Origin of the sequence: Streptomyces sp. Rer75, assembly GCF_013414305.1 — a bacterium.
GTDB classification, from domain to species: domain Bacteria; phylum Actinomycetota; class Actinomycetes; order Streptomycetales; family Streptomycetaceae; genus Streptomyces; species Streptomyces himastatinicus.
Genome location: NZ_CP058693.1, coordinates 2,371,677 through 2,388,684 on the forward strand (window position 1 = coordinate 2,371,677; position 17,008 = coordinate 2,388,684).

15 protein-coding genes are annotated in these 17,008 nt (G+C 73.0%); 5 read left to right on the forward strand and 10 right to left on the reverse strand.

All coding sequences use genetic code 11. From position 1 onward, the window contains the following. Positions 1-127: 127 nt before the first annotated feature. Both HYQ63_RS09695 and HYQ63_RS09700 read right to left on the reverse strand, forming a co-directional pair. Entirely contained in the window at positions 128-1,795 is a 1,668-nt protein-coding gene (locus HYQ63_RS09695; protein WP_179933445.1) for a carboxyl transferase domain-containing protein, read from the reverse strand. A 184-nt stretch (positions 1,796-1,979) separates the two neighbouring features. Then, positions 1,980-2,432: an Lrp/AsnC family transcriptional regulator gene (locus HYQ63_RS09700; RefSeq protein WP_179933446.1), complete on the reverse strand. Its 453-nt coding sequence runs from the start codon at positions 2,430-2,432 to the stop codon at positions 1,980-1,982. 80 nt (positions 2,433-2,512) lie between these two features. Here HYQ63_RS09700 and HYQ63_RS09705 point away from each other — a divergent pair, with 80 nt between their 5' ends. Beyond that, positions 2,513-3,847 carry an APC family permease gene (locus HYQ63_RS09705; RefSeq protein WP_179933447.1) on the forward strand — a complete coding sequence of 445 codons (1,335 nt, stop codon included), beginning with the start codon at positions 2,513-2,515 and terminating at the stop codon, positions 3,845-3,847. Next, entirely contained in the window at positions 3,844-4,620 is a 777-nt protein-coding gene (locus HYQ63_RS09710; protein ID WP_179933448.1) for a trans-aconitate 2-methyltransferase, read from the forward strand. Before HYQ63_RS09705 ends, HYQ63_RS09710 begins: the two co-directional genes overlap by 4 nt. 21 nt (positions 4,621-4,641) lie before the next feature. Here HYQ63_RS09710 and HYQ63_RS09715 read toward each other — a convergent pair whose 3' ends face one another. Next, positions 4,642-5,139 (reverse strand): MarR family winged helix-turn-helix transcriptional regulator, encoded by a 498-nt coding sequence (locus HYQ63_RS09715; protein WP_179933449.1) that lies wholly within the window; start codon positions 5,137-5,139, stop codon positions 4,642-4,644. 113 nt (positions 5,140-5,252) lie between these two features. Between HYQ63_RS09715 and HYQ63_RS09720 the strand changes: the two genes are divergently transcribed. After that, positions 5,253-5,669, forward strand: a complete 417-nt coding sequence (locus HYQ63_RS09720) for an organic hydroperoxide resistance protein (protein ID WP_123108093.1) — start codon at positions 5,253-5,255, stop codon at positions 5,667-5,669. Positions 5,670-5,697: 28 nt separating this feature from the next. Here HYQ63_RS09720 and HYQ63_RS09725 read toward each other — a convergent pair whose 3' ends face one another. The 4 genes from HYQ63_RS09725 to HYQ63_RS09740 all read right to left on the reverse strand — a co-directional run bounded on the left by HYQ63_RS09725 (position 5,698) and on the right by HYQ63_RS09740 (position 11,977). Continuing rightward, positions 5,698-6,342 carry a LysE family translocator gene (locus HYQ63_RS09725; protein WP_179933450.1) on the reverse strand — a complete coding sequence of 215 codons (645 nt, stop codon included), beginning with the start codon at positions 6,340-6,342 and terminating at the stop codon, positions 5,698-5,700. A gap of 45 nt (positions 6,343-6,387) precedes the next feature. Further along, positions 6,388-7,251 carry a triacylglycerol lipase gene (locus tag HYQ63_RS09730; RefSeq protein ID WP_179933451.1) on the reverse strand — a complete coding sequence of 288 codons (864 nt, stop codon included), beginning with the start codon at positions 7,249-7,251 and terminating at the stop codon, positions 6,388-6,390. Between the two features lie 146 nt (positions 7,252-7,397). Next, positions 7,398-8,471, reverse strand: coding sequence for a helix-hairpin-helix domain-containing protein (locus tag HYQ63_RS09735; protein ID WP_179933452.1), 1,074 nt, complete (start codon positions 8,469-8,471; stop codon positions 7,398-7,400). Beyond that, positions 8,468-11,977: a DNA polymerase III subunit alpha gene (locus HYQ63_RS09740; RefSeq protein ID WP_179933453.1), complete on the reverse strand. Its 3,510-nt coding sequence runs from the start codon at positions 11,975-11,977 to the stop codon at positions 8,468-8,470. The genes HYQ63_RS09735 and HYQ63_RS09740 overlap by 4 nt, the downstream gene beginning before the upstream one ends. Before the next feature lie 221 nt (positions 11,978-12,198). Here HYQ63_RS09740 and HYQ63_RS09745 point away from each other — a divergent pair, with 221 nt between their 5' ends. Both HYQ63_RS09745 and HYQ63_RS09750 read left to right on the forward strand, forming a co-directional pair. Continuing rightward, positions 12,199-12,651 carry a PPOX class F420-dependent oxidoreductase gene (locus tag HYQ63_RS09745; protein ID WP_179933454.1) on the forward strand — a complete coding sequence of 151 codons (453 nt, stop codon included), beginning with the start codon at positions 12,199-12,201 and terminating at the stop codon, positions 12,649-12,651. 344 nt (positions 12,652-12,995) lie between these two features. After that, entirely contained in the window at positions 12,996-13,445 is a 450-nt protein-coding gene (locus HYQ63_RS09750) for a subtilase-type protease inhibitor (protein WP_039939416.1), read from the forward strand. Between the two features lie 137 nt (positions 13,446-13,582). On the opposite strand, the gene HYQ63_RS09755 is transcribed toward HYQ63_RS09750, so the two are convergent. From HYQ63_RS09755 to HYQ63_RS09765, 3 genes are all read right to left on the reverse strand, one after another. After that, a complete protein-coding gene (locus HYQ63_RS09755) occupies positions 13,583-14,659 on the reverse strand; it encodes a S1 family peptidase (RefSeq protein WP_179933455.1) in 1,077 nt (358 codons plus the stop codon). Between the two features lie 262 nt (positions 14,660-14,921). Then, entirely contained in the window at positions 14,922-15,824 is a 903-nt protein-coding gene (locus HYQ63_RS09760; RefSeq protein WP_179933456.1) for a slipin family protein, read from the reverse strand. A 175-nt stretch (positions 15,825-15,999) separates the two neighbouring features. Next, positions 16,000-16,905: a S1 family peptidase gene (locus tag HYQ63_RS09765; protein WP_179933457.1), complete on the reverse strand. Its 906-nt coding sequence runs from the start codon at positions 16,903-16,905 to the stop codon at positions 16,000-16,002. Positions 16,906-17,008 lie beyond the last annotated feature (103 nt).

The following is a 17,008-nucleotide window of genomic DNA, read 5'->3' on the forward strand; positions in this document are numbered from 1 at the left end:
GGCAGGGGTGGAGAACGGCCGGGGTGCCGTGTCGAGATCATTCTCGTTCACGAGCCGAGATTAGGTTAGGCATGCCTAAGACTGCCAATTCGGCTGACTGGTGCGCCCGTTTGGCCCTGTTACGCCGTCAACTCGGCACCCCGATACGGCGGTGCCGGGCCCGGCGGGCGGCGAGCCGCTCCTCGGGGTCCTGGGCACGGAGGGCGGCGAGTTCGGCGCCGAGGATGCGCCCGAGGCGCCCGAGGAACCCCTCCCCTTCACCCTCCTCGCCCTCCTCCACGACGCGGTCGACGATGCCGTCGGCCAGCAGGTCGGCGGAGCGCACCCCTTGCCGGTCGGCGACCTCGTACGCCCGCTCCGTGGTCCGGTGGAGGATGGCGGACGCGCCCTCGGGCGGCAGCGGCGACAGCCAGGCGTGCCGCGCGGCCACGACCCGGTCGGCGGGCAGCAGCGCGAGCGCGGCCCCGCCCGCGCCCTGGCCGAGCAGCAGACAGAGGGTGGGCGCGGGCAGCGTGACCATGTCCGCGAGACAGCGGGCGATCTCCCCCGCCAGCCCGCCTTCCTCGGCCTCCCGGCTGAGCGCCGCGCCTGCGGTGTCGATGACGGTGAGCAGCGGCAGCCCCAGCTCGGCCGCGATGCGCATCCCGCGCCGCGCGGTACGCAGCCCGGCGGGCCCCAGCGGCTGGCCCTCGGCCGACGCGCGCTCACTGCCGCGGCGCCCGCGCCGGTTGTGCCCGAGCACCACACAGGGCACCCCGCCGACCCGCGCGAGGGCGAGCAGCAGCCCGGGGTCGTGCTCCCCGGCGCCGGTCCCGCTGAGCGGGCTCACGTCCTCCGCGGCGACCCGCAGCAGATCCCGCACCCCGGGCCGGTCCTCCCGCCGCGAGGCCCGGATCGACTCCTCGGCCGAGGGCCCGACCGCCGTGGCCCCCGCACCCCCGCGCCCCGCTGCGTCGCCGGGCTCGACGGGCTCGAAGGACTCGCCGGACTCGCCGGACGCGGCGGACGCGGCGGGCTCGGCGGGCTCGGCGGGCTCGGCGGCACCGGCCTCGGCGCCTGACCGAAAACCGACACCAGCCGGTGCGTCCTGGTCGCCACACAGGACCCGCAGCACCCGCGCCGCGACCTCCGCGAGGCGGCTGGTCGGGAGCACCGCGTCGATCAGGCCGTGGTTCATCAGGTTCTCGGCGACCTGCACGCCCGCCGGGAACTCCTCGCCGTACAGGGCCTCGTGCACCCGCGGGCCCATGAAGCCGATGAGGGCGCCCGGTTCGGCGGCGGTGACGTGGCCCAGGGAGCCCCAGGAGGCGAGGACGCCGCCGGTGGTGGGGTGGCGTACGTGCACCAGGTACGGCAGGCCCGCGGCCTTGTGGTCGGTTATCGCCGCCGCCACCTTCACCATCTGGAGGAAGGCGACCGTGCCCTCCTGCATCCGGGTCCCGCCCGACGCCGGGGCGGCCAGCAGCGGGAGCCGTTCCGCCGTGGCGCGCTCGACGGCGCGGACCAGCCGCTCCCCCGCCGCGACCCCGATCGAGCCCGCCAGGAAGCGGAATTCGCAGGCCACATAGGCGACCCGGCGCCCTTCGATGCGCCCCTCGCCGGTGATCACCGACTCGTCGAGCCCGGTGCGCTCGCGGGCCCGCTCCAGGTCGGCCCGGTAGTCGGGGTCGGTCGTGGTGATCTCGACCGGCTGGTCCCAGCTGCGCCGGCTGCCGGGGTCGAGGAAGGTCTCGACCAGCTCGATGGCGGACTTGCGGGCCGTATCGGCGCCCGCGCGGGGGTGAGTTCCGGTCATGTCTGACACCTTCCACGCATCCGACACCACTCAATCATTCTCGGCATGTGCGGTGGGTCCCGGAGACGGCCGGTGGCCGGTCCCGGGGAATGGTGACGGCACCCCCCGGAACCGAACACTCCAGTATCACCCCGGCCCGGTGACCCCGGTGCGGTGATCGAGTCCGGTGATCACAGCTCGGGGATCACAGCTCGGTGATCACATCGCCCGCCACATGCTGATAGATGATCGAACTGCGGAAGTCCACGACCTCCTTGCGGCCCGAGACACGGTCCATCAGGAAGGCGTGCAGCCGGTCCACATCAGCCACCGACACGTGGACCAGGAAGTCGTCGCCGCCCGCGACCACGAACACCGACAGCACCTCGGGCAGCGTGATCAGGTACGCCTTGAACCCCTCGATGACCTCCCGGCTCAACGGCCGGATCCGGACCGCGAGAAGGGCCTGGACCGGGCGGCCCAGGGCGCGCAGGTCGACCGTCGCCCGATAGCCGGTGATCACGCCGCGGTTGCGCAGCCCCCGGACCCGCTCCAGGCAGGTGGAGGGGGCGATGCCGAGGGTGCGGGCGAGTTCGCGGTTGGTCTGGCGTGCATCGCGCTGGAGTTCGCGGACGATCGCCGTATCAAGTTCGTCCATGGCGAGCATGATTCCAGGCTCGCCGAATTTCCTTCGGCGATCTCACCGAATGCCCGTCTGACCAGCTAGCTTTCCTCGGCATGACCGCACAAGGGACCAAACCGTCCGCTCCTCCGCGACCGCCCCTCACCTCGCCCCGCCGCCTCGGCACCGGGGGCGGCACCGCCCTGTACGCGGGCGCCGTCCTCGGGCCCGGGGTGCTCGCGCTGCCCGCGCTCGCGGCCGCGGCCGCCGGGCCCGCCTCAGTTCTGGCGTGGACCGCCCTGCTGGTGACGAGCGTGCCGGTCGCCGCGTGCTTCGCGGCGCTCGGCGCCCGGTTCCCGGACGGCGGCGGGGTGGCCACGTACGTCCACCGTGCCGTCGGACCACGTGCGGCGGCGGTCGTGGGGTGGTGGTTCTACGGGACCGTACCGGTCGGGGTGGTCGCGGCCGCGTGGATCGGCGGGCAGTACGCCGCGGCCGCCGCGGGCTGGAGCCACACGGGGACGGCGGCCGTCGCCGCGCTGGTCCTGGCGGTCGCTCTCGCCGCCAACTGCCGCGGGCTGCGGCTGTCCAGCCGGGTGCAGTTGCTGCTGGTCGGGCTGCTGACGGCGCTGCTGCTGGCGGCCGCATCCGCGGCGGCGCCACAGGTGCGCGCCGCGCACTTCACGCCGTTCATGCCGGGCGGCTGGGGCTCGGTCGGCTCGGCGGCGGGGGTGCTCTTCTTCGCGTTCGCGGGGTGGGAGGCGGCCAGCCATCTGTCCGCCGAATTCGCCGATCCGCGGCGCGATCTGCCGCGCGTCACCGCGCTCACGCTCGCGGTGGTCAGCGTGCTGTACCTGGGGCTCGCGATCGTGACGGTCGGCGCGCTCGGCCCCGCCGCCGCGGCCACCGATACCCCGCTGACCGCGCTGCTGACCCGCAGCGTGGGCGGCGCGGCGCGCGCGGTGGCCGCCGTCGCGGCGCTGTTCCTCACCTTCGGCGCCGTCAACTCCTATGTCGCGGGCGCCGCCCGACTCGGTGCCGCCCTCGCCCGCGACGGTGCCGCGCCCCGGTGGCTGGCCCGGGGCGGTGCCCCCGGCGAGGTGCCGCGGCGCAGCCTGGCCGTGCTCGCCGCCGGATGCGTGGCGGTCGGGGCGTTGGCGGCGGGCGGCGCGGCGGGGCTCGACGGACTGATGCGCGCGACCTCCACATGCCTGGCCGCGGTCACCCTGGCCGGGCTACTGGCGGCGCTGATGCTGCTGCCGCGCCGTACGCCCCTGTGGTGGTCGGCTGTCGGCAGCGCGGCGATCACCGCGACCGTCCTCGTCCTCTCCGGCGTCCTGCTGCTGATACCGCTGGCCCTGGCGGCCGCGGCCCTGTGCTTCCAGACGTTCCGGCGCGCCCGCGTCCCCGGCTCGGCCGCCGGCGCCGACTCCGAGGAGAACCCCGTATGACCACGGCCGTCGGCACATCCGCCGAGACCCACTACGAGCGGCTGCTGGCCGCCCACTACACCTGGATGACCGGGGGTGATCTCGTGGCGGCAGCCGAGCAGCAGGCCGTACTGCTGCGTGAGCTGGGCGTGGTCCCGGGCCCCGGTCGCGCTCGCGCCGTCGACCTCGGATGCGGACCCGGCGCCCAGACGCTGGCCCTCGCGTCACTCGGCTTCTTCCACATCGCCGCGGTGGACACCAGTCAGGCCCTGCTGGACGAACTCACCGCGGCCGCCGCCGACTTCCCCGGAACGTCGATACGTCCCGTCCGGGAGGACATCCGCACCGCGCTGCCCCGGATCACCGCCCCGGGCGGCGTGGCCGCGATCGTGTGCATGGGCGACACCCTGACCCATCTGCCCGCCAAGGACGATGTACCCGCCCTTGTCGCGGCCGCCGGCCACGCGCTCGCACCCGGCGGTCGGCTGGTCTTCACGTACCGCGACCTGACCCGGCCGCTGGAGGGCACGGACCGCTTCCTTCCGGTACGGAGCGACGCGGACCGCATCCTCACCTGCTTCCTCGAGTACCGCGACGAAGACACCGCGCTGGTCCACGATCTGCTGCACGTCCGCACATCCGAGGGCTGGCGCTTGCGCACCGGTGCGTATCCGAAGCTGCGGATCGCCGCCGATTGGCTCGCCGACCGGTGCCGGGAAGCGGGTCTCGAGGTGGTGCACGACGCGCCGGGGGCGCGCGGTATGCGCGTCCTGGCGGCCGTCAAGCCCGCCTGACGGCTCCGGCGGGGAGGACGCTCAGTCCTCCTCGTCGGCCAGTGCCGCGTCGAGCGCCGCCGTCAGCCGCTGCACCCGTGACCGCAGATCGGCCAGCTCCTCGTGGTCCAGGCCGGTCGACCGGATCACCTTCAGGGGGACCTCGCGGGCCTGCTCCTTGAGCGCCTCGCCCTCCGCCGTCAGCCGGACCGTCACCGAGCGCTCGTCGTGCGCGCTGCGCTCGCGCGTGACGAGTCCGGCCGACTGCATGCGCTTGAGCAGCGGCGAGAGGGTGCCCGAGTCCAGCCGCAGGAACTCGCCCAGCTGCTTGACCGGCATCTCGCCGTGCTCCCACAGCACCAGCAGCGCCAGGTACTGCGGGTACGTCAGCTCCGTGTCGCGCAGCACCCGTCGGTAGATGCCGCCGAACGCGCGCGAGGCGGCGTGCAGGGCGAAGCAGAGCTGGAGGTCGAGCCGGAGCGGATCGTCCGCCGTGACGGCTCCGCTCGGCGCGGGAAGCGGGTCGGACTGAGATGACATATGACCAGCGTACCTCTTAGTTGTGCACAATTTAATTGTGTGCTCTACTTGGGCCACTGCCGGACCCCGGCCGGACTCCCCCGGCCACCGGGACTCGAAAGGGATTGGTCTTCATGGATGCGCTCTACACCGCGGTGGCCACGGCGAACGGCCGCGACGGACGCGCCGTCAGCTCCGACGGCCGGCTCGACCTGCCCCTCGCCATGCCGCCCGCCCTCGGCGGCGACGGTCAGGGCACCAACCCGGAGCAGCTGTTCGCCGCGGGCTACGCCGCCTGCTTCGCGAGCGCGCTCGGCCTCGTCGGCCGCCAGGCGAAGGTGGACACCAAGGACATCTCCGTCACCGCCGAGGTCGGCATCGGCAAGGACGAGTCGGACGGTGGCTTCGCCCTCAAGGTGACGCTGCGCGTCGAGCTGCCGGGCGACCTGGAGAACGAGACCGGCCGCAAGCTGGTCGAGCAGGCGCACCAGGTGTGCCCGTACTCGAAGGCGACGAAGGGCAACATCGAGGTCGAGCTGATCTCGGAATAAGCCGCATAAGCCGCATAGCCCGTGCGGGCTACTCCGTCGCCACCCGCACCCCGAGACCGATCAGGGCGGCCCCCAGCAGGGTGTCCTGAGCCCGCCGCACCCGGCGGGAACGGAGGAGATGGCGGAGACGGTGGACGGCCCAGGCGGTGAGGCCGAGCCCGGCGAACTGGAACAGCACGGCGACCGCCGCCAGGCCCAGGGCGATCGGCACTGCCTGGGCCGCGCGGTCCGCGGGGACGAACTGGGGCAGGGCCGCCACGAAGAACAGCGTCGCCTTCGGGTTGGTGAGGTTGGTCAGCAGCCCTTCGGTGAAGGGGTTGCCGCCGCGCGGCGCCGCGGAACGCTCCCCGGCGGGCGCGGAGTCGGGGCCGGGGGCGGCGGCGCCGGGCGACCGCCAGGCGGACCACAGCGAGCGCCCGCCGAGGAGGACCAGCACCAGGGCGCCCGCCAGCTTGACCGCCTCGAAGGCCGCGTCGCTGCGCAGCAGCAGTTCCGCCAGGCCGAAGGCGACCGCGGCCGCGTGCACGAACAGCCCGGCCGCGCAGCCGAGCGCGGTCCGCAACCCGGCCGCACGCCCGCCGCGCAGCGCGCTGCGGATCACCACGGCGGTGTCCAGGCCGGGCGTGATCGTGATCAGCAGACACAGCCCGAGGAACGACGCGAATCCGGTCATGCGGCCCATGGTGATGCGCCGGAGGGCCCGAATCGACCCCCCGCGTCAGTCGTCCGAGGCGCAGGTCGTCGGGGTGGCGTGCGCCGGGTCGAGGGCGTTGGCGGCCTCGTGGAAGGCGAGGCCGTCGGTCATCCCGATGGTCAGGTGCTCGGACAGGTCGGAGGCGCACAGGTCCTGGAGCACGACGTTCTTGACGTCCGGGCCGGTCAGGAACTGGCTGCGGTACGGCGTGACCACCTCGTCGTACCGGGTGGCGATGACGGTGTAGCGCACCCCGGGCACGGTGTCGCCGCCCGCGTTCAGCCGGTTCAGGAAGTCCGACCCGGCCACCTGGTCCATCAGCCCCGGGGCCGCCTTGGCGACGGCGTCGTCGAGGCCCGGGAAGAAGTCCAGCAGCTTCGTCAGCCCGGACAGGGTCGTGCCGTGGTTGGACGGGGCGAGGCCCACCAGGGCGTTCACCTTGGCCGCGCCGCCCAGGAACTTCAGGTAGTAGCGGGGCATCATCCCGCCCTGGGAGTGGCCGACCATGTCGACCTCGGCGGCTCCGGTGGCGGCGAGCACCCGGTCGACGTACGACGACAGCTGGCCGGCGGACCGGTCGACGGGGCCGAGCCCGTGGAAGAAGGGCACGCCGGGGAGTTGGCCGTAGTCGAGGGAGAAGACGCAGTAGCCGCGGTCGACCAGGTACGGGGCGAGGCCGAGCCAGTTGTCGACGGAGTTGCCGAGGGTGCCGTGGACGAGGACGACGGGCCGGGGGTGCTGGGCGGAGGGCTTGCAGGAGTAGTCGTTCCAGCCGCTGTCGGTGGTCTGCGACGACTGGGCGGCCGCGGCGGCGGGGGCCGCGGTCGCCGCCGCGACCGCCAGGGTCAGGGCGGGCAGTAAGGTGCGGATGTTCCTCCAGGGCAGCATCACATGAACTCCTCGCGGTGGGGGTGGAGTTGCACTGACGGCGCACCCTGTGACCCGGATCACAAACGTGTGGTGCGGGGATCAAATTACGCGTGGGTAGCGAAGACTTCCAGCCATCGGCCGGTGAAGAAAGGTTCACGCAGCCCTTACGCGACGTCCAGGAATCCGGTCCCCAGGAACCCGGCGGGCCGGACCGCGGACACGCCGAAGCGGGCCCGCGCCCGGTCGGCGGCGGCCTCCGCCCGGCGGGCCTTGTCGTCCGCGGCGTCGAAGGACAGCTGGTGGGAGGCGAGTTCGGCGCTCATCAGCCCCTCGGCCCGCAGCGCGACGGACCGCACCCGGGCCCGCTGGAGCCCGAGCGCGTCGTGCAGCGCGTACGCGGCGGCGGTCAGCACCGGGGTGTGGGCGGTCGGCTCGGTCAGGGTCCGGGAGCGGGTCGTCGAGGAGCGGTCGGCGTACCGGACGGTGAGACTGAGCCGGGCCGCGATCTGCCCGCTCGTCCGCAGCCGGATGCCGAGCCCGTCGGCGAGCGTCAGCAGCGCCCGGCGCCGCCGGTCCGGGTCCAGCTCATCGCGGTCGAAGCGGTGCTCGGCACCCACGGCGCGGGCGGGGGCGTTCGGGGTGACGGGCGCGGGGTCGATGCCGTGCGCCCAGGCGTGCACCCGGCGCGCGGTCGCCGCGCCGAGGATCCGCTGCAACGTGGACAGCGGCGCGGCGGCGATGCGCTCGGTGCTGTCGAGCCCGTACGCACACAGGGCCCTGGCGGTCGCGGCGCCCACGCCGGGCAGGGCGATGGGCGGCTTGCGGGCCAGGAAACCGGCGACGGCGTCGGGGTCGCCGGGGACGGTACGGACGGCGCCGGGCGTGTTCGGCGGGGCGTCGTGGGCGGCCATGCGGGCGAGCATGGGGTTGGCGGCGACGCCCACGGTGCAGTCGACGCCGTACCGGGCCAGCGCCCGTACCCGTACGATCTCCGCGAGCCCCGCCGCGTCCCGCCCGAAGTACCGCAGCGCACCACGGACATCGGCGAGCGCGGCATCGGGCGGCAGCGCCTCCACGACGGGCGTCACCTCGCCGAGCAGCGCGAGCAGCCCCTGATAGACGTCCTCGGCGAGCGGGGCGTCGGCCTGGAACCGTACGTACAGCACATGGGGGTCGCCCCCGGCCGGGGTGACGGCGTCCGTCGGGGGCGGGGGTTCGCCGGTCGGTTTCGTGCTCATCCCGCGCTCCCCGGGCTCGAGTGCCACAGCTTGCGGCCGGTCGCGGACTGGTCCCCCGCGGGCCGGAGGTCGGCCCAGGGGTGCATGGCGTAGCCGGTGGACAGCTGGATGCGGCGGCCGGAGTCGGCCCCATCCGAGTCCGCGTCCGCACCCGCGCCCGCGCCCGCCAGCTCGGCGGCGACCGCTTCCAGGCCGCCTTCGCTGCGCAGCCGGGCCAGTTCGGCGAGGTTCCAGACGGCCGAGCCGACGACGCTGAGGCTGCGCGGGCCGCGGCGCTGGACGACGCCGCGCACCAGCAGCAGCCAGGAGTGGAAGACGGTGTGCGCGCAGGCGGCGTGGCTGTCGTCGAAGAAGGCGCAGTCGACCAGGCCCGTGCCGTCGTCCAGGGTGGTGAAGATGACCCGGCGGCCGGAGCGGATCGGCGGGGTCTGGGTGGCGGCCTTGGCGCCCGCGACGAGCACCGTCTCCCCGTGCCGGACCGACCGCAGCCGCTTCGCGGGCATCGCGCCCAGCTCGTCCAGGAAGGCCCGGTGGTCGGCCATCAGATGGCGGGAGACGTCCATGCCGAGGATGCCCAGCTCGGCGCCGAGGCGTTCGCCGTCGTCGAGGTCGGGCAGCCCGGCGGGGGCGGGCGGGCCGGTTTCGGCCAGCGGCAGCTGACCCTCGTCATGGGTCCCGGCGCGCTGCCGGTGCAACTCGGCGATGTGCAGCAGCAGGTCGCGGCGGCCCGCACCGAACGCGTCCAACGCCCCGACCTGGGCCAGCCGTTCGGCGACGGGCCGCCCGGGGTGGGCGCGCAGCCACAGGTCCTGGAGCGAGGAGTAGGGCTGACCTGCGGCGATCCGCCGCGTCTCGGCCTCGCTGATGCCGTGGACGTCGCTCAGCGCCAGCCGGACGCCCATATCGCCGCCCCCAGAAATCCCGGACACCAGTTCGATCCGATAGTCGGAGCCCGACCGGTTCACATCGAGCGGAAGGATCGGCACGCCCCGCCGCCGCGCGTCCGCCAGCAGCAGCCGCTTCGGGTACATCCCGGGGTCGTGGGTGAGCAGTCCCGCGTAGAAGGCCGCCGGATGGTGCGCCTTGAGCCAGGCGGACTGGTACGTGGGGACCGCGAAGGCCACCGCGTGCGCCTTGCAGAAGCCGTACGAACCGAACGCCTCGACGATCTCCCAGGTACGGCCCAGCACCTCCGCCGAGTACCCCCGCCGGCCCGCCTCGGCGTGGAACCAGGCCCGCACCCGGCCCTGCCGTTCGGGGTCGGACAGGGCGCGGCGCGCCTCGTCGGCGAGATCCCGTTCGCATCCGGTCATGATCGACAGGATCTTGATGATCTGCTCGTGGAAGACGACGACCCCGTAGGTCTCGCGCAGCGCGTCCTCCAGGTCCGGATGCGGATAGCGGGCGGGGTGGCGGCCGTGCCGGGCGTCGATGAAGGGGCGCACCATGTCGGCGGCGACCGGGCCCGGCCGGAAGAGCGATATGTCGACCACGAGGTCGTGGAAGGAGTCGGGCTGGAGCCGTCCGAGGAGATCGCGCTGGCCGGGCGACTCGATCTGGAAGCAGCCGAGGGTCTCGGTCGAGCGGATCAGGTCGTACGTCGCCGGGTCGCCGGGCCGGACCTGCGCGGGGTCGTCGAGGTCCACGGTCTGCCCGGTGGCCCGCCGGATCTCGGCGACCGCGTGCGCCATCGCGGACTGCATGCGCACACCGAGGACGTCGAGCTTGAGCAGCCCCAGCTCCTCGACGTCGTCCTTGTCGAACTGCGACATGGGGAAGCCCTCGCCGCTGGTCGGCACGATGGGGGTACGGGCGAGCAGCCCGGCGTCCGAGAGCAGCACCCCGCAGGGGTGCATGGCGATGCCGCGGGGCAGGCCGTCGAGCGCCTCGACCAGCTCCCAGAGCTTGCCGAAACGATCCTGCTCTGCCGTCGCCTCTCGCAGTTCCTTCAGTTCCGGCAGTTCGGCGAGCGCCGCGCGCGCGTCGCGGGCGCGGATGTGCGGGAAGGACTTGGCGAGCCGGTCCACCTCGGCCGGGTCCATGCCGAGGGCCGCGCCCACGTCCCGTACGGCGTGCCGCACCCGGTAGGTCTCGGGCATCGAGACGGTCGCGACCCGCTCCGCCCCGAAGCGGTCGAAGATCGCGCGGTAGACGTCGAGGCGGCGCGCCGACTCCACGTCGATGTCGATGTCGGGCAGCGCGGCCCGCCGCACCGACAGGAAGCGCTCCATCAGCAGACCGCAGGCCACGGGGTCGGCGTGGGCGACGCCGAGCAGATGGTTGACGAAGGAGCCCGCGCCGGAGCCGCGGGCGGCCACCCGCACCCCGAGCGCCCGGGTGTCGTCCACGACCCGGGCGACGGTGAGGAAGTACGAGGCGAAGCCGAGCCGTTCGATGGTGCGCAGCTCGTCCTCGAGACGCTCCCAGCGCGCCCGGTCGCGGTCGTAGCCCCGCAGCACCATGGCGGCGGCGCAGCGCGACCGCAGCACCCGCTCGGCGCTCCGCCGCCCCGCCCCGACCAGGCGCGGTTCGGGGAAGTGGACGGTGCCGAGGCCGATGTGGTCCTCGGGGTCGACCAGGCACGCGGCGGCGGTGCGCGCCGTCTCCTCCAGCAGCCGGTGCGCGCCGTCCCGCCGCTGCCCGGCTGCCTCCGCGATCCGTTCGGCGGCGCGCGCCATGTCGCGCGGGCCCTTGAGCCAGCGTTCCCCGCTGTCGAGCGAGGCGGGGTTGCGCGGGTCGATGGGGACGAGCCTGCGGGCGGCGTCCAGGACGTCGGCGACGGGGCCCTCGCCGGGGTCGGCGTAGCGGACGGCGTTGCTGAGGACGGCCCGGACGCCCTGGTCGGCGGCGAAGCCGACGGTACGGGCGGCCAGCCGCAACGAGCCGGGCCCGGTGCCGGAGCGGCCGTGCCATACGGCCTCAAGACGCAGTGCGTCGCCGAACAGTTCGCGCCAGGGGGCGAGCAGCCGTGCGGCCCGGTCGGGGCGTCCGGCGGCCAGGGCGCGGCCGACGTCGGAGTCCGGGCCGAGGAGCGCGGTCACCGGGGCGAGCGCCCCGGGGGCGCTCAGCAGATCGCTCCAGTGCAGCAGGGGCGGTCCGTCGCCGTTGGCACGGGCGGAGCCGGGGTGGCCGAGCCCGGCGTGGGCGGCGGAGACCAGCCCGCACAGCGCGGCCCAGCCGGCCGCGCCGTCCCGGGCGAGGAAGACCGCCCGGGGCGCGGACTCGTCGATGAATGCCCCGCCGCGCACCGGCGTGCGCCGCCGGGCCGTGCGCCCGGGGTCCGGGGGTTCCGCCTGGACGGCCAGATCCACCCCGAAGAGCGGCCTGACCCCCGCGGCCTCACTCGCCCGGGCGAACCGCACCGCTCCGGCGAGGCTGTCGCGGTCGGTCAGCGCGATGGCGTCCATGCCGCGCTCGGCGGCGCGCGCCGCCAGCCGCTCCGGGTGCGCGGCGCCGTACCGCATGGAGAACCCGGAGGCGGTGTGCAGATGCGTGAAGCCTGGCATCCGCACCTCCTGCTGGTCACACCCCCTGGCCGATCCTGCTCTGCTCGTCCTCCCCGGCCCCCACCTTAACCCCATTCTCGAACAAGCGTGCGAGCGACGTCGAACGGGTACCGGCCGCCCCTCGCAGCGCTTCCATATACACCATAAGCACGCAAATCCTCCCTTCATTCCGCGTGTCGCATCCCGGGAAATCAGCCATCGGCGCCCGTATGCTGATCACCATGACGGAGCCGACCCTGCTCGACCTGCTGCGGGAACAGCGCACCGGCGCGCTCGTCACCCTCAAGCGCGACGGCCGCCCCCAGCTGTCCAACGTCGCCTACAGCTACGACCCGGCCGAGCACCTCATCCGCATCTCGGTCACCGACGACCGCGCCAAGACCCGCAACCTGCGCCGCGATCCGCGCGCGAGCTTCTACGTCACCAGCGGCGACCGCTTCTCCTATCTGGTGGCCGAGGGCACCGCCGAGCTGACACCGGTGACGACCGACCCCCACGACGCCACCGCCGACGAGCTGGTCGAGGTCTACCGGGCCATCCAGGGCGACCACCCGGACTGGGAGGAGTTCCGCGCCGCGATGGTGGCGGACCGCCGCCTGGTGGTGCGGCTGCGGGCCGACCGCGCGTACGGCTGGGGCCGCCACACCGGTCCGCTCAGCGACGGACTCGACTGACTCGTCCCGTTACGGTCGGCTTGCCCTGGCAGATTCTCGCCCTGGCGTCACTCACGCACCGACACCCCCGGACCGCCCCTCAATCGAGCGCGCTTGAATCGATTTGAGTGGCGCTGAACTGTCGTTCGACAGGACGGCGCACCGATCGCACTCCCCCGGCCCGCACATCTGCCCGCACCCGGTCGACACGCGGCGTTCCCCAGGGCCACACCGTGCACGCGCGACAATGAGCCACCGAATGGCTACTTGTAGCGACCGGAAGTGCTCGATCAACGTGCGTTCCCGATGCGTGGGGCGTAGAACTCCGTCCGGTATCTGCAAGCACGAGCAAGGGAGTGTTCGATATGCGGAAGACGACAGGGGCGATCGGTGGCCTCGGAGCCGCGCTGGCCATGAGTGCCGCGCTCGGACTGGGGGTGAGCGGCACGGCACACGCCGAGCCCGCGACGCCGAAGAGCCTGTACCCGCCCTCCGCGCTGGTCCTCACCGTCGGCTACGGACCCGACGACGCGTCCTCGGTGGCCGTACAGCGGGCGGTGACGCTGAGCTGTCAGCCCACCCCCACGGGTACCCACCCGGCGCCCGCCCGAGCCTGCGCCGAACTGCGCGCCGTGAACGGCGAGTTCTCCACGCTGACCGAGGCGACCGAGTCCGGCCGGATGTGCACCAAGGAATGGCGGCCGGTGACCGTCACCGCGGAGGGCATCTGGGACGGTCAGCGGGTGTCGTACGAGCACACCTTCGCCAACAACTGCCTCAAGAACGCGGCCGTGACCCAGCTCTACGAGTTCTGAGGTCCGCACGTTCCGAGCGGGGCTGAGCGAAGCGAAGGCCCCCGGACACCGTCCACGGGTGTCCGGGGGCCTGTCCCTGCGCGGGCGCGTGCCGCGAGAGATCTGCCGGGCTACAGCTGTCGCGAGCTGTCGGCGCGTCAGCCGATCTTGGCGCCGTACGCCTCCAGGGCCTCCGGCACCGGCTGGAAGAACGTCTCGCCACCCGAGGAGCAGTCACCGCTGCCGCCGGAGGTCAGACCGAGCGCCGTGTCGCCCGCGAAGAGCGCGCCGCCGCTGTCGCCGGGCTCGGCGCAGACGTTGGTCTGGATGAGCCCGCTGACCGAGCCCTCCTGGTAGTTGACGGTGGCGTCCAGGCCGGTGACCTCGCCGTCGTGCACCTGGGTGGTGGAGCCGCTGCGGGTCACCTTCTGGCCGACGGTGGCCTCACCGGCCTTGGAGATGGCCTGGCTGTCGCCGTTGTAGAGGTTCACCTCGCTCGGGTGCGCGACGTCCTTGGTGTACTTGACCAGGCCGTAGTCGTTGCCGGGGAAGTCGCTGCCCTCGTTGGCCCCGATCTCGTCACCGCCCTGCGAGTCGGACCAGCTCTTGATGGACTCGGTGCAGTGACCGGCCGTCAGGAAGTACGGCTGGCCGTCCTTGACCACGTTGAACCCCAGCGAGCAACGCCCGCCACCGCCCCAGATGGCGTCGCCGCCCGCGAGGAAGGTGGAGAACTTACCGGCCGAGCGCTTCACCTCGACCTTGTCGCCCAGGCTCTTGGCGACCTTGTTGAGCGTGGCCATCCGGCTGCCCTTGACGCTGCTGTCCGCGGTGACGACGACCTTGTTGGCTCTGGGGTCGACCGACCACGAGGTGCCGGGAATGGTCGCCTTGTCCTTCAGGGTGGCGCGCGCCTGCTTCAGCTGGGCCAGCGTGTGCTCGACCACCTTGGCCTCGGCGCCCGCGTCGCGGACCCGCTCGGCAGCGGCCTTGTTCACCACGTTGACCACGAGCTTCTTGGCCTTGGCGTCGTAGTACGTACCGGCGGCGTCAGTCTTGAGCGCCGACGTGAGGGTGTTCGCGAGCTTGCCCGCGGAGTTCACCGACAGCGTGTGGGGCTGCGGCTCGGCGGGGGCGGCGTTGGCGTTCTGCAAGGTGAGGGCGGCGGCGGCCAGAGCCATGGCTCCGGCCCCGGCTATGACGGCACGGCGCTTGGGTATGCGGCGGTGCTTCAACTCTCGGTCCTCCAGTGGGGGGTTGGGCCGTCGGCAGTGGGGTGCCCGGCCCGGAGGGCGTACGGCACGGGGCGCGCCTGCCCGTGAGGGAGCGCGTCCATGCCAAATTGCGCCGCCGAGTATTCCCAGCGCGGCCGGGGGCGCACAAGACCGCGTTCACGTCATCTGCGTGAAATTTATGGAGCGTAGATCCTCATATCAGGACATGACGGTGCCCGCGCGCCTCGAACGGGCACGCGGGCACGGGGTTTTTATGCGCGGGTCACCGCTCCACGACACGCTCCGGTTCATGCTCCGGTTCGCGCTCCGTCAGCCTGGGGACGGCCGGAGCGGGCGGGACCGCCTCCTGCCCGGCGGACACCGGTTCCTTGGCGCCGCCGCCGTCCACTCGGGCCACCTCCGGGGGCTGCTGGCCCCGCTCCAGGAAGCGCAGCAGCTCCACCGGGATGGGCAGGACCAGCGTGGAGTTCTTCTCGGCGGCGACCGCCATCACCGTCTGGAGCAGCCGCAGCTGGAGGGCGGACGGGGTCTCGGACATCTGCGCGGCGGCCTCGGCGAGCTTCTTCGACGCCTGGAGCTCCGCGTCCGCGTTGATCACCCGGGCCCGGCGCTCCCGGTCGGCCTCCGCCTGGCGGGCCATCGACCGCTTCATGGTCTCCGGCAGCGACACGTCCTTGATCTCGACGCGGTCGATGTGGACGCCCCAGCCGACGGCCGGGCTGTCGATCATCAGCTCCAGCCCCTGGTTGAGCTTCTCCCGGTTGGAGAGCAGATCGTCCAGATCGCTCTTGCCGATGATCGAACGCAGCGAGGTCTGGGCCATCTGGGAGACCGCGAAGCGGTAGTCCTCGACCGCGACGATCGCCTCGGCCGGGTCCACGACCTTGAAGTAGACGACCGCGTCGACCCGGACGGTCACGTTGTCGCGGGTGATGCCCTCCTGGGCGGGCACGGGCATCGTCACGATCTGCATGTTCACCTTGCGGAGCCGGTCGAAGACCGGAGCGATCATGGTGAAGCCGGGCCCCCGGATATCCGAGCGGAGCCTTCCGAGCCGGAAGACCACCCCCCGCTCGTACTGCTTGACCACGCGGGCCGCCGCCATGGCGCAGACGACACCGGCACAGGCCAGGATCACCACCACTGTCACGAGTGCATCGAGCATCACGGCCACCTGCCGTCCGTATCGCGAACGATGCCCCACCCGGGGTACCGATGTCCACGATAGTCCCGCTCCGCCCGGCCTGGGAGACCTGCGGAAAACCGGAAACCCCCGCCCGGAGGGCCCGGGCGGGGGCGTGCGTCGATCGGTGCGCCGACCGCGTCCTCTCGTAGTCCTCTTAGTAGACGCTCACGCCGTACGCGTTCAGCGCCTCGACGACCGGCTGGAAGAACGTGGTGCCGCCGGAGGAGCAGTTGCCGCTGCCGCCGGAGGTGAGGCCGAGGGCGGTGGAACCGGAGTACAGGGGGCCGCCGCTGTCGCCGGGCTCGGCGCAGACGGTGGTCTGGATCATGCCGTACACGATGTCGCCGCCGCCGTAGTTGACGGTGGCGTTCAGCGCGGTGACCCGGCCGCTGTGGGTGCCGGTGGTGCTGCCGCGCCGGGTGACCGTCTGGCCGACGGTCGGGTTGGCGGCCCGGGTGATGTCCTGGCTGCCGACGGTCCCCTCGGGGGTGGCGGAGCCGCTGTACCGGACCAGACCGTAGTCGTTGGTCGGGAAGCTGGAGCCGGACGTCGGGCCGACGGTGGTGGTCTTGCCGGAGTTCGACCACCAGGTGCCCGCACCGTCGGTGCAGTGGCCGGCGGTGACGAGGTAGTTCGCCCCGCTGCTGTTGCGCACGTTGAAGCCGAGCGAGCAGCGCCAGCTACTCGCGTAGATCGCGTCACCGCCGGAGATCAGCTTGCTGATCTTGCCGGGGGTGCGCTTGACCTCGATCGCGTCGGCGTTGGCGCCCGCCGCGTCCTTGATCTTGGCTATCTCGCTCTGGGAGACGGTGCTGTCAGCGGTGACGACCAGGCTGTTGGTCGCCTTGTTGACATACCAGGCGGTGCCCGCGACATCGGCGTCCAGGACGGCGTCGCCCGCCGCCTTGGCCTCGGCCGCGGTGAAGGTGCGGGCCGCGTCGTTCCCCGCGTAGGCGGCGGGGGCGACGAGCGCCGTCCCGGCCACCAGGGCCGAGGTGGCGGCGAGGAGTGCGATGCGTCTCGCCCGGGAGCCGTGGGGGGTAATGCGCTTGATCCTCAACTCTTCCTCCGAGGGAATCGGGGGTCTGCTTGGGTGGGCAGGCCCGTGAGGCGCAGTCAGCGAGCACACCGGACGGAAATTCCCGACGTGCTCCTGACAAGCG

Coding starts and splice junctions, on each gene's coding strand:
- HYQ63_RS09695 (WP_179933445.1), bottom strand. CDS start 1,795: ATGACCGGAACTCACCCCCGCGCGGGCGCCGATACGGCCCGCAAGTCC.
- HYQ63_RS09700 (WP_179933446.1), bottom strand. CDS start 2,432: ATGGACGAACTTGATACGGCGATCGTCCGCGAACTCCAGCGCGATGCA.
- HYQ63_RS09705 (WP_179933447.1), top strand. CDS start 2,513: ATGACCGCACAAGGGACCAAACCGTCCGCTCCTCCGCGACCGCCCCTC.
- HYQ63_RS09710 (WP_179933448.1), top strand. CDS start 3,844: ATGACCACGGCCGTCGGCACATCCGCCGAGACCCACTACGAGCGGCTG.
- HYQ63_RS09715 (WP_179933449.1), bottom strand. CDS start 5,139: ATGTCATCTCAGTCCGACCCGCTTCCCGCGCCGAGCGGAGCCGTCACG.
- HYQ63_RS09720 (WP_123108093.1), top strand. CDS start 5,253: ATGGATGCGCTCTACACCGCGGTGGCCACGGCGAACGGCCGCGACGGA.
- HYQ63_RS09725 (WP_179933450.1), bottom strand. CDS start 6,342: ATGACCGGATTCGCGTCGTTCCTCGGGCTGTGTCTGCTGATCACGATC.
- HYQ63_RS09730 (WP_179933451.1), bottom strand. CDS start 7,251: ATGCTGCCCTGGAGGAACATCCGCACCTTACTGCCCGCCCTGACCCTG.
- HYQ63_RS09735 (WP_179933452.1), bottom strand. CDS start 8,471: ATGAGCACGAAACCGACCGGCGAACCCCCGCCCCCGACGGACGCCGTC.
- HYQ63_RS09740 (WP_179933453.1), bottom strand. CDS start 11,977: ATGCCAGGCTTCACGCATCTGCACACCGCCTCCGGGTTCTCCATGCGG.
- HYQ63_RS09745 (WP_179933454.1), top strand. CDS start 12,199: ATGACGGAGCCGACCCTGCTCGACCTGCTGCGGGAACAGCGCACCGGC.
- HYQ63_RS09750 (WP_039939416.1), top strand. CDS start 12,996: ATGCGGAAGACGACAGGGGCGATCGGTGGCCTCGGAGCCGCGCTGGCC.
- HYQ63_RS09760 (WP_179933456.1), bottom strand. CDS start 15,824: ATGCTCGATGCACTCGTGACAGTGGTGGTGATCCTGGCCTGTGCCGGT.